This window comes from Pseudomonas sp. 22490 (assembly GCF_052044465.1).
Taxonomy (GTDB): domain Bacteria; phylum Pseudomonadota; class Gammaproteobacteria; order Pseudomonadales; family Pseudomonadaceae; genus Pseudomonas; species Pseudomonas aeruginosa.
The window spans coordinates 67936-82249 of sequence record NZ_JBQENS010000016.1 but is presented as its reverse complement, the minus strand read 5'-3'; the positions used below and the strand labels follow the sequence as shown (position 1 = coordinate 82249).

General features: G+C 65.3%; 14 protein-coding genes. 6 read left to right on the top strand and 8 right to left on the bottom strand.

Translation table 11 applies throughout. The features are described from left to right. Window positions 1–39: 39 nt before the first annotated feature. From lon to cmoB, 6 genes are all read left to right on the top strand, one after another. Complete coding sequence (lon, locus tag ACTJJX_RS18910) at window positions 40–2439, top strand: endopeptidase La (protein ID WP_003101982.1); 2400 nt, start codon at window positions 40–42, stop codon at window positions 2437–2439. 110 nt (window positions 2440–2549) lie between these two features. Continuing rightward, entirely contained in the window at window positions 2550–2954 is a 405-nt protein-coding gene (locus ACTJJX_RS18905; protein ID WP_003085581.1) for a protease inhibitor I42 family protein, read from the top strand. A 98-nt stretch (window positions 2955–3052) separates the two neighbouring features. Continuing rightward, a complete protein-coding gene (locus tag ACTJJX_RS18900) occupies window positions 3053–3805 on the top strand; it encodes a substrate-binding periplasmic protein (RefSeq protein ID WP_003114186.1) in 753 nt (250 codons plus the stop codon). 131 nt (window positions 3806–3936) lie between these two features. Continuing rightward, the gene (locus ACTJJX_RS18895; RefSeq protein WP_003085577.1) at window positions 3937–4509 is read left to right on the top strand and encodes a hypothetical protein; all 573 of its coding nucleotides are present in this window, start codon (window positions 3937–3939) and stop codon (window positions 4507–4509) included. A gap of 104 nt (window positions 4510–4613) precedes the next feature. Further along, a complete protein-coding gene (gene cmoA / locus ACTJJX_RS18890) occupies window positions 4614–5354 on the top strand; it encodes a carboxy-S-adenosyl-L-methionine synthase CmoA (RefSeq protein WP_003123029.1) in 741 nt (246 codons plus the stop codon). Continuing rightward, on the top strand, window positions 5351–6319 hold the full coding sequence (gene cmoB / locus ACTJJX_RS18885; RefSeq protein WP_003085573.1) for a tRNA 5-methoxyuridine(34)/uridine 5-oxyacetic acid(34) synthase CmoB: 969 nt from the start codon (window positions 5351–5353) through the stop codon (window positions 6317–6319). The genes cmoA and cmoB overlap by 4 nt, the downstream gene beginning before the upstream one ends. Before the next feature lie 88 nt (window positions 6320–6407). Here the strand turns inward: cmoB and pdxJ are convergent, their stop codons facing one another. The 8 genes from pdxJ to mucD form a co-directional block, all read right to left on the bottom strand. Next, complete coding sequence (gene pdxJ / locus ACTJJX_RS18880; protein ID WP_003101974.1) at window positions 6408–7154, bottom strand: pyridoxine 5'-phosphate synthase; 747 nt, start codon at window positions 7152–7154, stop codon at window positions 6408–6410. After that, entirely contained in the window at window positions 7147–7848 is a 702-nt protein-coding gene (gene recO / locus ACTJJX_RS18875) for a DNA repair protein RecO (protein ID WP_003101972.1), read from the bottom strand. Before recO ends, pdxJ begins: the two co-directional genes overlap by 8 nt. A 60-nt stretch (window positions 7849–7908) precedes the next feature. Continuing rightward, the gene (gene era / locus ACTJJX_RS18870) at window positions 7909–8826 is read right to left on the bottom strand and encodes a GTPase Era (RefSeq protein WP_003085566.1); all 918 of its coding nucleotides are present in this window, start codon (window positions 8824–8826) and stop codon (window positions 7909–7911) included. Further along, the gene (gene rnc, locus ACTJJX_RS18865) at window positions 8819–9508 is read right to left on the bottom strand and encodes a ribonuclease III (protein ID WP_003085565.1); all 690 of its coding nucleotides are present in this window, start codon (window positions 9506–9508) and stop codon (window positions 8819–8821) included. Before rnc ends, era begins: the two co-directional genes overlap by 8 nt. Then, a complete protein-coding gene (locus ACTJJX_RS18860) occupies window positions 9505–9882 on the bottom strand; it encodes a DUF4845 domain-containing protein (protein WP_003085562.1) in 378 nt (125 codons plus the stop codon). Before ACTJJX_RS18860 ends, rnc begins: the two co-directional genes overlap by 4 nt. Window positions 9883–10050: 168 nt before the next feature. Further along, window positions 10051–10905 (bottom strand): signal peptidase I, encoded by an 855-nt coding sequence (lepB, locus tag ACTJJX_RS18855; protein WP_003101969.1) that lies wholly within the window; start codon window positions 10903–10905, stop codon window positions 10051–10053. A 5-nt stretch (window positions 10906–10910) separates the two neighbouring features. Further along, the gene (gene lepA / locus ACTJJX_RS18850) at window positions 10911–12710 is read right to left on the bottom strand and encodes a translation elongation factor 4 (protein ID WP_003085555.1); all 1800 of its coding nucleotides are present in this window, start codon (window positions 12708–12710) and stop codon (window positions 10911–10913) included. A 149-nt stretch (window positions 12711–12859) separates the two neighbouring features. Continuing rightward, on the bottom strand, window positions 12860–14284 hold the full coding sequence (gene mucD, locus ACTJJX_RS18845; RefSeq protein WP_003114183.1) for a serine protease MucD: 1425 nt from the start codon (window positions 14282–14284) through the stop codon (window positions 12860–12862). Between the last annotated feature and the right edge of the window lie 30 nt (window positions 14285–14314).

The following is a 14314-nucleotide window of genomic DNA, read 5'->3' as shown; positions in this document are numbered from 1 at the left end:
CCCATCTAGACTCTCATGTTTCAGTCAGTCAGGTGCCTCATGAGCGACCAGGACGTTAATCCCGAACACATCAGCGACGCGCAGCCCGCCGGCACCGGCCTGGTGCTGCCCGGCCAGACCCTGCCGACCACCCTCTACGTGATCCCGATCCACAACCGCCCGTTCTTCCCGGCGCAGGTGCTGCCGGTGATCGTCAACGAAGAACCCTGGGCGGAAACCCTCGAACTGGTGGCCAAGACCGACCACCATTCGCTGGCCCTGTTCTTCATGGACAATCCTCCGGAAGACCCGCGCCACTTCGACGTCAACAGCCTGCCCGAGCACGGCACGCTGGTCCGAGTGCACCATGCCTCGCGCGAGGGCGGCAAGCTGCAGTTCGTCGCCCAGGGCCTGTCGCGGGTGCGTATCCGGGGCTGGATCAAGCGCCATCGTCCGCCGTTCATGGTGGAGGTGGACTATCCGAAGACCCCGATCGATCCCAGTGACGAAGTGAAGGCCTACGGCATGGCCCTGATCAACGCGATCAAGGAGCTGCTGCCGCTCAATCCGCTGTACAGCGAGGAACTGAAGAACTACCTGAACCGCTTCAGTCCCAACGACCCGTCGCCACTCACCGACTTCGCCGCGGCCCTGACCACCGCGCCCGGCGGCGAACTGCAGGAAGTGCTGGACACCGTGCCGATCCTCAAGCGGATGGAGAAGGTCTTGCCGCTGCTGCGCAAGGAGGTGGAAGTCGCGCGCCTGCAGAAGGAACTGTCCGCCGAGGTCAACCGCAAGATCGGCGAACACCAGCGCGAATTCTTCCTCAAGGAACAGTTGAAGATCATCCAGCAGGAGCTGGGCATCACCAAGGACGACAAGAGCGCCGACGCCGACGAATTCCGCGCCCGCCTGGAAGGCAAGGTGCTGCCCGAGCAGGCGCGCAAGCGTATCGACGAAGAGCTGAACAAGCTGTCGATCCTCGAGAGCGGCTCGCCCGAGTACGCCGTCACCCGCAACTACCTGGACTGGGCCACAGCCCTGCCCTGGGGCGTGTACGGCAAGGACAAGCTCGACCTCAAGCATGCGCGCAAGGTCCTCGACAAGCATCACGCGGGCCTCGACGACATCAAGGATCGCATCCTCGAGTTCCTCGCCGTGGGTAGTTTCAAGGGCGAGATCGCCGGCTCCATCGTGCTCCTGGTCGGCCCGCCGGGAGTGGGCAAGACCAGCATCGGCAAATCCATCGCCGAGAGCCTCGGCCGGCCGTTCTACCGTTTCAGCGTCGGCGGCATGCGCGACGAGGCGGAGATCAAGGGCCACCGCCGCACCTACATCGGCGCCCTGCCCGGCAAGCTGGTGCAGGCGTTGAAGGAAGTCGAGGTGATGAACCCGGTGATCATGCTCGACGAGATCGACAAGCTCGGCGCCAGCTACCAGGGCGACCCGGCCTCGGCGCTGCTGGAAACCCTCGACCCGGAGCAGAACGTCGAATTCCTCGACCACTACCTGGACCTGCGCCTGGACCTGTCCAAGGTGCTGTTCGTCTGCACCGCCAACACCCTCGACTCGATCCCCGGACCGCTCCTCGACCGGATGGAAGTGATCCGCCTGTCCGGCTACATCTCCGAGGAAAAACTGGCCATCGCCAAGCGTCACCTGTGGCCCAAGCAGTTGGAAAAGGCCGGTGTGCCCAAGGGCCGCCTGAGCATCAGCGATGCCGCGCTGCGTGCGGTGATCGAGGGCTATGCGCGGGAAGCCGGGGTGCGCCAGTTGGAGAAACAGCTCGGCAAGCTGGTGCGCAAGTCGGTGGTCAAGCTGCTGGAGGATCCCGAGTCGAAGGTGAAGATCGGTCCCAGGGACCTCGAGGACTACCTCGGCATGCCGGTGTTCCGCAGCGAGCAGGTGCTTTCCGGGATCGGCGTGATCACCGGGCTGGCCTGGACCAGCATGGGCGGCGCCACCCTGCCGATCGAGGCGACCCGCATCCACACGCTGAACCGTGGCTTCAAGCTCACCGGCCAGCTCGGCGACGTGATGAAGGAATCCGCCGAGATCGCCTATAGCTACATCGGCTCGCACCTGAAGAAGTATGGCGGCGACCCGACCTTCTTCGACCAGGCGTTCGTCCACCTGCACGTGCCGGAAGGTGCCACGCCCAAGGACGGTCCCAGCGCCGGCGTCACCATGGCCAGCGCCCTGCTCTCCCTGGCGCGCAACCAGGTGCCGAAGAAAGGCGTGGCGATGACCGGCGAACTGACCCTGACCGGCCAGGTCCTGCCCATCGGCGGGGTCCGCGAGAAGGTGATCGCCGCGCGCCGGCAGAAGATCTTCGAGCTGATCCTGCCGGAAGCCAACCGCGGCCACTTCGAAGAGTTGCCCGACTATCTCAGGGAAGGGCTGACCGTGCATTTCGCCAAGCGCTACGGCGACGTGGCCAAGGTGCTGTTCCCGGCCTGAGCCGGCGGCGGATGGCCGACCGGTTCGGCCGTCCGCCGCGCCAACCTTGGCACTCGGGCGCCAGCAGGGTTTATGCTGGCGCCCTTTCCATTCGAGCCGAGGAGCGCTGCATGTCCTTTTCCCCCTCCCGTCTGCTGCTGCCATTGTCCATCGTGGTCCTGGCCGGCTGCGCCGGGCAACAGAAGCCGGTGGTCACCCTGGACGACGCCGACGACTGTTCGCCGCTGAAGCTGACGCAAGGCCAGGAACTGGTGCTGACCCTGCCGAGCAATCCCACCACCGGCTTCCGCTGGGAACTGCGCAACCCTGCTGCCAGCGTGCTCAAGCGCCTTGGCCCGGAGGTCTACAGCAATTCCGAAGAAGACAGCGGCCTGGTTGGCAGCGGCGGCGAATCGACCTGGCGCTTCCGCGTCGCCGCCAGCGGCGACGACCGCCTGGAACTGGTCTACCGGCGGCCCTGGGAAAAGGACGCGGAACCGGCGGAAAGCTTTTCCTGCGCGATCCAGGTGCGCTGAAACCGCTGCCCGCGGCGGACACATTCTGTACGAAGACCGACGTCCTGCGCCGTGGCGACCTGGCCTATCCTGACAGGCCCCGTCGCCCTGAGGACTCCATGCTCCGCGCCTCCTTCGTCCTGCTCGCCCTGTCCTGCGCCGCTCCTCTGCTCTCGCTGGCCGAACCGTTGCGCTTCGCAGGCGACGACGGCTGCCCCTACCTGTGCCCTGGCACGCCGCAGCGGCCCGGCTACCTGGTCGAGGCGCTCAGCCAGGTCCTTCGGGAGCCACCGCACTTCGACAGCCTGCCCTGGCCGCGCGCCGTGCAGATGGTCCGCGACGGCCATCGCGACGGCCTGGTCGGCGCCTATGGACTCGACGGCCTGCGGGTCGGCAGCGAGCCCATCGGCTGGGTCGGGCTGGCCTTCTATACCCGCCACGACAGCGACTGGCACTACTCCGGCGATGCATCCCTGCTCGGCCAGCGCCTGGGCCTCGCCCAGGGCTACGTGAACAATCCGCGCTTCGAAGCCTGGCGCAGCCAGGCCGGCGACGACGACCTGCACCTGCAGGTCCTCGGCGGCGAGCGCGTGCTGCCGCGCAACCTGCAGAAACTGCTGCTCGGCCGCATCGACGTGCTATTGGAAGACCGCGACATCATCGAGCACTACCTGGAGCATCATCCGCAGCTCGCCGGACAGATCCGCCGCGCCGGCGAACTACCCGGGCGGCAGCCGCTGCACGTCGGCCTCAGCCCGCACCTGCCGGAGGTCGACGCGCGTCTCGCGGAACTCGACGAAGGGCTACGCCAACTGCGTCGCGAAGGCACCCTGAAGGTCCTCGGCGAGCGCTATAGGCTTTCTTTCGAATGACTTTCCGGGCCGCCGGAAATCCGCCGCCAGACCAGCAACCACGCTGCTTTCAGCCGATTGAATAAATTCCGGCAGGCCTTTTTGGCGTCGTCTATTACTCAATCTACGACGGCACCGAAAGGAGGCGCGTCATGGGCACCGCTCTTCGTTACTCACTGCTCTGGGCATCCACTGTCTTCGTTTCCTCCTGCGGCAGCCTGCTGCCCAGCGAACGAGCGGAAGTCCAATCCCCCTTCGTCGACTACCTCGATGCCGAACTGCGCTATTCCCAGGCGCAACCCGGCAGCACGACCCGTTCGCAGCTGTTCGGGCTGGGTTTCGATCCATTGACCCAGGGCAACGGCCGCATGCTGTCGTTCATCGACGTGCGGCTCATGTTCATCCAGCCGAACATCCCCATCGATTACCTGCCGGGCGGCCTGGTGCAATGCCTGGAAGCGAAGGACCGTTGCATCGGCTACGCCTTCGATTTCAGCAAGACCGACACCCAGCGGGTCGGCAGCTTCTGGGCGGACGTGTTCAACTTCCGCAAGAAACGGGAGTTGCAGGGTTGGTCGTTCAAGGCGGTGTTCGTCTTCGTCAACGACGTGCTGGTGCACAAGGTCAGCAACGGCGAACCGAACATCCATCGCCTGGAAGACAAGAAGAACCCGCTGGGTCCGCTGCAGGGCGCGGGAGAGTACTTCTCCGACAAGCTCAGGTGATTCGCCTGCGCGCATGGGTGAATCGTCGCCGCGCAGTTGGGCGACGCTCATCCCTCGGCTACAATTCGGCCCCCTGAAAAGCCGTGATGCCCGAGGTCACCCGCGTGAGCGAGTCCGATCGCCTGTTCGCCCAACCCCAGCAACGTGTCGCCGACTTCGTGTTCAACGAAGACGTGGTGCGCGTGTTCCCCGACATGATCAAGCGCTCCGTGCCGGGCTACCCCACCATCGTCGAGAACATCGGCGTACTCGGCGCGCAGTTCGCCCAGCCGAACAGCGTGCTCTACGACCTCGGCTGCTCGCTCGGCGCGGTCACCCAGTCGCTGCGCCGCCACGTCCGCAACGACGGCTGCCGGGTGATCGGGGTGGACAACTCGCACGCGATGATCGAGCGCTGCAGTGAATACCTGCATGCCCAGGACGCCATGTACCAGGAGCTGCTGCCGGTCGAGCTGATCGAGGCCGACATTCTCGCCCTGGACCTGCAACCCACCTCGCTGGTGGCGATGAACTTCACCCTGCAGTTCGTCGCCCCCGACCAGCGCCTCGGCCTGCTGCGCAGGATCCGCCAGGCACTGCTGCCCGGCGGCGCGCTGATCCTCTCGGAGAAACTGCGCTTCGCCGATGCGCAGGAGCACGCGCTGCTCACCGACCTGCACATCGCCTTCAAGCGTGCCAACGGCTACAGCGAGCTGGAGATCGCGCAGAAGCGCAGCGCGCTGGAAAACGTCATGCTCCCCGACACCTTCGAGGAACACCGTGAACGGCTCCTGGCCGCCGGCTTCAGCCGGGTCAGCCAATGGTTCCAGTGTCTCAACTTCGCCTCGATGATCGCCCTGCCATGATCCAGCACCTCGCCCTCGACGCCCTCCAGCGACACCTCGCCGGCTCTCCGCTGTACGGCTGGGCGACCAGCCTGCCCGCGCAGATCGCCGCGCGCATCGAGGAAGGCCACGGCGACCTGGCCCGTTGGTGGAGCGCGGTCCAGCGCCTGCCCCAGGTGCCCGCGCCGAAGGTCGAACTGGCCCAGCGCTTCGCCCTGCACAGCGACCACGATGCGGCGCTGCAAGCGCAGGTGAAGGAAGCGCTGCAAGGGCTGATTCCCTGGCGCAAGGGGCCGTTCGACTTCTTCGGCGTACAGGTCGATACCGAATGGCGTTCCGACTGGAAATGGGAGCGTGTCTCGCCACATGTCGAACTGCGTGGCAAACGCGTCCTCGACGTCGGCTGCGGCAACGGCTACTACCAGTGGCGCATGCTCGGCGCCGGCGCGGAAAGCGTGGTCGGGGTCGATCCGAACTGGCTGTTCCTCTGCCAGTTCCTCGCCGCCAAGCGCTACCTGCCGGAGCTGCCGGCCTGGCACCTGCCGCTGGCCCTGGAAGACCTGCCGGAGAAGCTCGAAGGCTTCGACACGGTATTCTCCATGGGCGTGCTCTATCACCGTCGCTCGCCCATCGACCACCTGCTGGCGCTCAAGGACTGCCTGAAGCGCGGCGGCGAACTGGTCCTGGAGACCCTGGTGGTGGAAGGCGACGCCAGCACCGTGCTGGTGCCCGAGGACCGCTACGCGCAGATGCGCAACGTCTGGTTCCTGCCCTCGGTGGCAGCCCTGGAGCTCTGGCTGCGCCGCGCCGGGTTCGCCGACGCGCGCTGCGTCGACGTCAGCCTGACCAGCGTCGAGGAACAACGCTCCACCGAATGGATGCGTTTCCAGTCGCTGCCGGAATTCCTCGATCCGCAGGACCGTTCGCGAACCGTCGAAGGCCTGCCGGCACCGATGCGCGCCACGCTGGTGGCGCGCAAGCCCTGACAGCGGATAGGGTAAAGCCCATCCTCGGATGGGTTTTTTTTTGCTTTCATCCGCCCCGCAGGTCGACGGCAAGCGGGGCGCGATTGCCTCAGCGCTTGGTCGCCGCGGCCAGCATCAGCGCTTTCATCTCGGCCACCGCCTGCCTGAAGCCGACGAACAGGGCGTGGGCGACGATGGCGTGGCCGATGTTCAGCTCGTTGATGCCGTCGATGGCCGCGACCGGCTCGACATTGTGGTAGTGCAGGCCATGCCCGGCGTTGACGATCAGGCCGAGGGAACGCCCGAGGGCCACGCCCTCGCGTACCCGCTGCAGCTCACGGGCCTGCTCCTCGGGGTCTTCGGCGTCGGCGTAGCGACCGGTATGCAGTTCGATAGCCGGCGCGCCGACCCGGGCGGAGGCCTCGATCTGCCGCGGATCGGGATCGATGAACAGCGACACTTCGCTGCCCACCGCAGCCAGGCGTCGCACCGCGTCGCGGATGCGCTGTTCCTGGCCGGCGACGTCGAGGCCGCCCTCGGTGGTCAGTTCCTCGCGGCGCTCGGGGACCAGGCAGCTATGCGCCGGCCGGATCTCCTCGGCGAAGGCGAGCATTTCCTCGGTGACCCCCATCTCGAAGTTCATCCGCGTCTGCAGTACTTCCTTGAGCACTCGCACGTCGCGTTCCTGGATATGCCGGCGGTCCTCGCGCAGGTGCACGGTGATACCGTCGGCGCCGGCTTCCTCGGCGTCCAGGGCGGCCTTCACCGGGTCCGGATAGCGGGTGCCCCGGGCCTGGCGCAGGGTGGCGACGTGATCGATGTTCACGCCGAGCAGAATTCGAGTGGCTTCAGTCACGGGGTGACTCCTTACGGTTCATGAACAGCTCGCGGCTGACCAGCGGCCGGCCGCCCAGATGGGGAGCGAGCGCCTGGCGCATCAGGCGCTTGGCCGCCGCCAGGGCGCCGGGGGCGCTCCAGTCGGCGTCGGCCATGGATAACAGTTCGGAGCCCTGGAACAGCCCGGGTTGCAGTTGCGCCACCGGCTCCAGGCCGGCCTCTGGCAAAAGCTGGTACAACGCCTGCGGCTCGATCGGGCGCCCATCGATGTCGACATCGAGAGCGAAACCATAGCCCAGTTGCTCCAGCAGGCGCCATTCGAACGCGCGCAGCAGCGGTTCGATGGGGCGCCCCGCCGCCAGCAGCGGCAGGGTCGCGGCGTAGTGGGCGAAGATTTCCGGCTGCGGGTCTTCCGCCGGCAACAGGCGGATCAACAGCTCGTTGAGGTAGAGACCGCTGAACAGCGCCTGGCCATTGAGCAGGTTGGGAACACCGGCGCTTTCCAGGCGGGCCACGGTCTTCAGTTCGCCGCGCCCGCGCCACTCCGCTTCCAGCGGCACGAATGGCCGCGCCAGGGCGCCAGCCTTGCCGCGGGCGCCGCGCAGGACCGCGCGCAGGCGACCCAGCGGGGTGAAGAAGTCCACCAGGGCGCTGGTTTCCTTGTACGGCCGGCTATGCAGCACGTAGGTGGCTTGGGCGGCGGCGAAGGACATGGCGGGTCGACCGGGCGCGAGAGGGATGGCGCCCGGCTGGCGCCGGGCTGCCGGGAACGGTCAGAGGTCGCCGTAGCCCAGCGAGCGCAGGGCGCGCTCGTCGTCGGACCAGCCGCCCTTGACCTTGACCCAGAGGTTGAGCATGACCTTGGAGTCGAACAGCACTTCCATGTCTTTGCGCGCGTTCTGGCCGATGCTTTTGATCCGCTCGCCCTTGTCGCCGATGATGATCTTCTTCTGCCCCTCGCGCTCCACCAGGATCAGCGCATGGATATGCAGGATGCGACCTTCCTGCTTGAACTCCTCGATCTCCACGGTGATCTGGTAGGGCAGCTCGGCGCCGAGCTGGCGCATGATCTTCTCGCGGACCAGCTCGGCGGCCAGGAAGCGGCTGCTGCGGTCGGTGATCTGGTCTTCGGGGAAGAAGTGCTCGCTTTCCGGCAGACGCTCGGCGACCAGCTTCTCCAGCACGTCCAGGTTGGTCCCGTGCTGCGCCGAGATCGGTACTACCTCGGCCTTCGGCAACTGCTGGGTGAGCCATTCGAGGTGCGGCAGCAGGTCGGCCTTTTCCTCGATGCGGTCGGTCTTGTTCACCGCGATCAGCACCGGGCAACTGACGTACTGCACGCGCTCCAGGACCATCTGGTCCTCTTCGGTCCAGCGGGTGCGGTCGACCACGAAGATCACCACGTCGACATCCTTCAATGCCGCGCTGGCGGTACGGTTCATGTAGCGGTTGAGGGCCTTCTCGCCGCTCTTGTGCAGGCCGGGCGTATCGACGTAGACGGCCTGCACCTCGCCCTCGGTCTTGATCCCGAGCATGTTGTGGCGGGTGGTCTGCGGCTTGCGCGAGGTGATCGCCAGCTTCTGCCCGAGGATGTGGTTGAGCAGGGTGGACTTGCCCACGTTGGGGCGGCCCACGATCGCCACGTAGCCGCAACGGCTGCCGGCGGGGATGTCGTCGTGCATGTCAGTCATGGCCATTCTCCACGCCCAGGGCCACCAGCGCGGCGGCCGCGGCCACCTGCTCGGCGATGCGGCGGCTGCCGCCGTGCCCGTGGGTCTTGTCGCTCAGCAGGGCCACTTCGCAATCGACGAAGAAGGTCCGGCAATGGGGTTCGCCCTGGATATCCACCACCTCGTAGCGCGGCAGGTCGCAGCCACGCGACTGCAGGAACTCCTGCAGGCGGGTCTTGGGGTCCTTGTTGGTGTCCACCGGGGTCAGCTCGCGCAGTTGCGGTCCGAGCCAGGCGATGATCCGCTCGCGCGCGGAGTCCATGCCGGTATCCAGGTAGATGGCGCCGATCAGGGCTTCCATCGCATCGGCAAGGATCGACTCGCGGCGGAACCCGCCGCTCTTCAGCTCGCCCGAGCCCAGCCGCAGGTAGTCGCCCACCTCGAAGCCGCGCGCCAGCAGGGCCAGGGTCTCGCCCTTGACCAATCGCGCGCGCAGGCGCGAAAGCTGGCCTTCGCGAGCCTGCGGGAAGTGGTGGAACAGCGCCTCGCCGATGACGAAGTTGAGAATGGCGTCACCGAGGAACTCCAGGCGCTCGTTGTTGCGCCCGGCGTAGCTGCGATGGGTCAGGGCCAGGACCATCAGGTCCCGGTCTTTGAAGGTATAGCCGAGCTTGCGCTCGAGTCGGTCCAGCGAATTACTCACGGCATGCGTACACGGAATTCTTTGTCGAAGTGGACCACCAGGTCGATGTTGCTGATCAGTGGCTCGCGTTTTTCATATTTCAGGTGCGCCCGGAATTGGTTGTCTTCCAGTTGCACCTCCAGGGCCTTCTCCAGGTCCAGGTTGCGGATGCCGTTGATCTGCATCCCCTTGCCGACGTAGCTGTAGAACTCAGGCACGGAACGCACCTCGGCCGCCTTGTCGGTCTCCACGGAAGTGATCACCTTCTCCAGCGAGTAGTAATCCATGTAGTGCGGGATGATCTTGAACGCGGCGCTGGCGAAGAACGCCACCACGCCCAGCACCACCAGCCACCCCAGCAGGGACATCCCCTTCTGCGAACGCGCGAACCTCATGTCGGACCTCATGTCAGTGTAGTTATTCCGTCCAGCGAGCGGTAACGCCATCGGGCAGGGCCCTGCGGCGGCGTTCGCGGAAGTGAAAGCGGGGCTGCCCTCGGGAGCAGCCCCGCTTCGCGATTATTCAGCAGGAGCGCCCTTCCGCGTGGCGAACCTGCGCACAGGTCAGTGAATCACGCCGACCCGGGAGAAGTTCGGCAGGTTGCTCATCTTCGGATCGGGCCAGCTCATCCATACAGCGAAGGCCTTGCCGACGATATTGCGGTCCGGAACCATGCCCAGCAGATCCTTGGGGATCTTCGGATCGTTCCAGTAGCGGCTGTCGTTGGAGTTGTCGCGGTTGTCGCCCATCATGAAGTAGTGGCCGGCGGGAATGGTCCACTGGCGGTCGGGCTCGATGCGATAGCGGCTCATTTCCTTGCGGATCAGGTGCTCGGCCTGGCCCAGCTTCTCCTGGTACAGGGTCACGCTGCCCAGGGTGCCCGGTTCCTCGCCGACCAGTTTCTCCGCCACCAGCTCGCCGTTGACGTACAGGCGCTTTTCCTTGGTGTAGCGCACGGTGTCGCCGGGCAGGCCGACCACGCGCTTGATGTAGTTGATGTTCGGTTCGCTGGGATAGCGGAACACCATGACATCGCCGCGCTGCGGATCACCGATCGGGATCACCTTGGTGTCCAGCACCGGCAGGCGGATACCGTAGGCGAACTTGTTGACCAGGATGAAATCGCCGACCTCGAGGGTAGGTTTCATCGACCCCGAGGGAATCTGGAACGGCTCGACCAGGAAGGAACGCAGCACCAGCACGATGAACAGTACCGGGAAGAACGACTTGCCGTACTCCACCAGCAGCGGTTCCTTGTTGAGCTTCTCCAGCACTGCCGGATCGGGCTCGTTCACCTGCCCTTCGTAGGAAGAGATCGCGGCCCGCCGACGCGGCGCGAACAGCACCAGGTCGACCAGGGCCAGGGCGCCGCATACAGCCACGGCGATGACCAGCAACAACGGGAAATTGAGTGTCATGGGTTCTAGCTATCCACTTTGAGCACGGCGAGGAAGGCTTCCTGGGGAATTTCCACGCTACCGACCTGCTTCATCCTTTTCTTACCAGCCTTCTGCTTCTCCAGCAGCTTGCGTTTACGGCTCACGTCGCCACCGTAACACTTGGCCAGCACGTTCTTCCTGAGCGCCTTGACCGTCGAGCGGGCGATGATCTGCCCACCGATGGCTGCCTGGATCGCCACGTCGAACATCTGCCGCGGGATCAGTTCCTTCATTTTCTCCACCAGCTGGCGGCCCTTGTAGGGGGCGTTGTCGCGGTGGACGATCAGGGCGAGGGCGTCGACCTTCTCGCCATTGATCAGCACGTCGAGACGAACCAGGTTGGACGGCTCGAAACGATCGAAGCTATAGTCCAGGGAAGCATAGCCGCGGCTGGTGGACTTGAGGCGATCGAAGAAGTCGAGCACCACCTCGTTCATCGGCAGGTCGTAGACCACCTGCACCTGGCCGCTGAGGAAGTGCATGTCGCGCTGCACGCCGCGCTTCTCGATGCACAGGGTGATCACGTTGCCCAGGTGGTCCTTGGGCACCAGGATGGTGGCGCGGCAGATCGGTTCGCGCATTTCCTGGATGGACGCCAGGTCCGGGAGCTTGGACGGGTTGTCGACGTAGATGATCTCGCCGTTCTTCTGCACGATCTCGAAGACCACCGTGGGCGCGGTGGTGATCAGGTCCAGGTCGTATTCGCGCTCCAGGCGCTCCTGGATGATCTCCATGTGCAGCATGCCAAGGAAGCCGCAACGGAAGCCGAAGCCCAGGGCTTCGGAGCTTTCCGGCTCGTATTGCAGCGACGAGTCGTTGAGGGTCAGCTTCTGCAGGGCGTCGCGGAAGTCCTCGAAATCGTCCGAGCTGACCGGGAACAGGCCCGCGTAGACCTGCGGCTTGACCCGCTTGAAGCCCGGCAGGACCTCGACGTCCGGCGTGTTGTTCAGGGTCAGCGTATCGCCCACCGGCGCGCCGTGGATATCCTTGATACCGGCGATGATGAAGCCCACCTCGCCCGCCTTCAGGTCGACGGTCTCGGTGTGCTTCGGAGTGAATACCCCGACGCTGTCCACCTGGTGGACCTTGCCGGTGGACTTCACCAGGATCTTGTCGCCCTTCTTCACCCGGCCGTTCTTCACCCGTACCAGCGAGACCACGCCAAGGTAGTTGTCGAACCAGGAGTCGATGATCAGCGCCTGCAGCGGCGCCTCGATCTCGCCTTCCGGGGCGGGGATGGCGGTCACCAGGCGCTCCAGCACCTCCAGCACGCCCATCCCGCTCTTGGCGCTGCAGGCCACGGCGTCGGTGGCGTCGATGCCGATGATGCTCTCGATTTCCTCTTTCACCCGCTCCGGCTCGGCCTGGGGCAGGTCCATCTTATTCAGCACGGGCATCACTTCCAGCCCCTGCTCGATGGCGGTGTAGCAGTTGGCGACGGACTGCGCCTCGACGCCCTGGCCGGCGTCCACTACCAGCAGCGCGCCCTCGCAGGCGGCCAGCGAGCGGCTGACTTCGTAGGTGAAGTCGACGTGGCCGGGGGTATCGATGAAGTTGAGCTGGTAGGTCTTACCGTCCTGCGCCTTGTAGTGCAGGGTCACGCTGTGGGCCTTGATGGTGATCCCGCGCTCGCGCTCCAGGTCCATGGAGTCCAGGACCTGGGCCTCCATTTCGCGATCGGAGAGGCCGCCGCACATCTGGATGAAGCGATCGGCCAGCGTCGACTTGCCATGGTCGATATGGGCAATGATGGAGAAATTGCGGATATGGCTCAGGTCGCTCACGGCTCAACACACTCGAAAAGGGCAAGGGCGGCAATCCGCCGAAAAATAGCCGGGGAGTTTACCTGATGCTCGGGCAAGGCGTCACGCAGGTAACGGATTGACGGGCATGAAAAAGGGCGGTGGAAACCGCCCTTTTTTCGCCAGCCGGCTTATTCGGCCAGCTTGAAGGTAATGAAGCTGGCGCGTCCCTGGCGCAGCACCCGCATCGAAACCGAACGGTTCTTCGGCAGGGCCTTGGCCACGTCGGCGAAGACCTTGGTCGAGGTCACCGCCTTGTTGTCCAGGTGGGTGATGACATCGCCCGGACGCAGGCCGATGACCGCGGCCGGACCGTCCTGGACTTCCTTGATCACCACGCCGCCCTGGATATCCAGGCTCTTGCGCTGCTCGGCGGTCAGGTCGGCGACGGTCACGCCCAGGCGGTTGCTGCTGCGCTCGGCGCCCGGAGCGCCCATCGAGGCGATTTCCTCGTCGTCGTCCGGAAGGCTGCCTACCGCCATGCTCAGGGACTTGCGCTGGCCGTTGCGAATCACGTCCAGGTTGATCTTGTCGCCCGGCTTCATGTTGCCCACCAGGTGCGGCAGGTCGGCGGACTCGTTGATCGACTGGCCGTTCAGGCTGAGGATCACATCGCCCACCTGCAGGCCACCCTTGGCCGCCGGGCCGTCTTCCACCAGTTGCGCCACCAGCGCGCCGGACGGCTTGTCGAGGCCGAAGGACTCGGCGAGATCCTTGTTCACTTCCTGGATCACCACGCCCAGCCAGCCGCGACTGACCTTGCCGGCTTTCTTCAACTGGTCGGCGACGTTCAGCGCGACATCGATCGGAATGGCGAAGGACAGGCCCATGAAGCCGCCGGAACGGGTGAAGATCTGCGAGTTGATGCCGACCACTTCGCCCTGCAGGTTCAGCAGCGGACCGCCGGAGTTACCCGGGTTGATCGCCACGTCGGTCTGGATGAAGGGTACGTAGCTCTCGTTCGGCAGGCTACGCCCCTTGGCACTGACGATACCGGCGGTGACCGAGTGATCGAAGCCGAACGGCGAACCGATGGCCAGGACCCATTCGCCCACTTTCAGCTTGTTCGAATCGCCCAGTTTCAGGGTCGGCAGGTTCTTCGCCTCGATCTTCAGCACCGCCACGTCGCTGCGCGGGTCCGCGCCGATCAACTTGGCCTTGTGCTCGCTACGGTCGGACAGGCGCACCAGGATCTCGTCGGCATCGGCCACGACGTGATTGTTGGTGAGGATGTAGCCGTCGTTGGAGATGATGAAGCCGGAACCCAGCGATTGCGCCTCGCGCTGCTGGCCGCGCGGATTGCGCGGAACCTGCGGGATGCTGCGCTCGAGGAAGTCGCGGAACATCGGCGGCAGCCCTTCGAGGTCGGGGATCGACAGCTGCCCGCGCGCCATGGCGCGATCCGGCAGCTTCTGCCGCGTACTGATATTCACCACCGCCGGCGACGCCTGTTCGACCAAAGGCGTGAAGTCCGGCAGTTCTGCCCGGGCCGTCATCGCCAGGCTCAAGGCCAGCAAGGCCACCATCGCAGCCATACAGCGTTTTAGGGTATGCATCGACTACAGCTCCCGTGATGTTCGAGGGAA

Excerpts from the sequence above, each read along its gene's own strand:
- era (WP_003085566.1), bottom strand. The coding sequence starts at position 8,826 with ATGACTGACATGCACGACGACATCCCCGCCGGCAGCCGTTGCGGCTAC.
- lon (WP_003101982.1), top strand. The coding sequence starts at position 40 with ATGAGCGACCAGGACGTTAATCCCGAACACATCAGCGACGCGCAGCCC.
- lepB (WP_003101969.1), bottom strand. The coding sequence starts at position 10,905 with ATGACACTCAATTTCCCGTTGTTGCTGGTCATCGCCGTGGCTGTATGC.
- ACTJJX_RS18900 (WP_003114186.1), top strand. The coding sequence starts at position 3,053 with ATGCTCCGCGCCTCCTTCGTCCTGCTCGCCCTGTCCTGCGCCGCTCCT.
- ACTJJX_RS18895 (WP_003085577.1), top strand. The coding sequence starts at position 3,937 with ATGGGCACCGCTCTTCGTTACTCACTGCTCTGGGCATCCACTGTCTTC.
- cmoB (WP_003085573.1), top strand. The coding sequence starts at position 5,351 with ATGATCCAGCACCTCGCCCTCGACGCCCTCCAGCGACACCTCGCCGGC.
- recO (WP_003101972.1), bottom strand. The coding sequence starts at position 7,848 with ATGTCCTTCGCCGCCGCCCAAGCCACCTACGTGCTGCATAGCCGGCCG.
- ACTJJX_RS18860 (WP_003085562.1), bottom strand. The coding sequence starts at position 9,882 with ATGAGGTTCGCGCGTTCGCAGAAGGGGATGTCCCTGCTGGGGTGGCTG.
- mucD (WP_003114183.1), bottom strand. The coding sequence starts at position 14,284 with ATGCATACCCTAAAACGCTGTATGGCTGCGATGGTGGCCTTGCTGGCC.
- ACTJJX_RS18905 (WP_003085581.1), top strand. The coding sequence starts at position 2,550 with ATGTCCTTTTCCCCCTCCCGTCTGCTGCTGCCATTGTCCATCGTGGTC.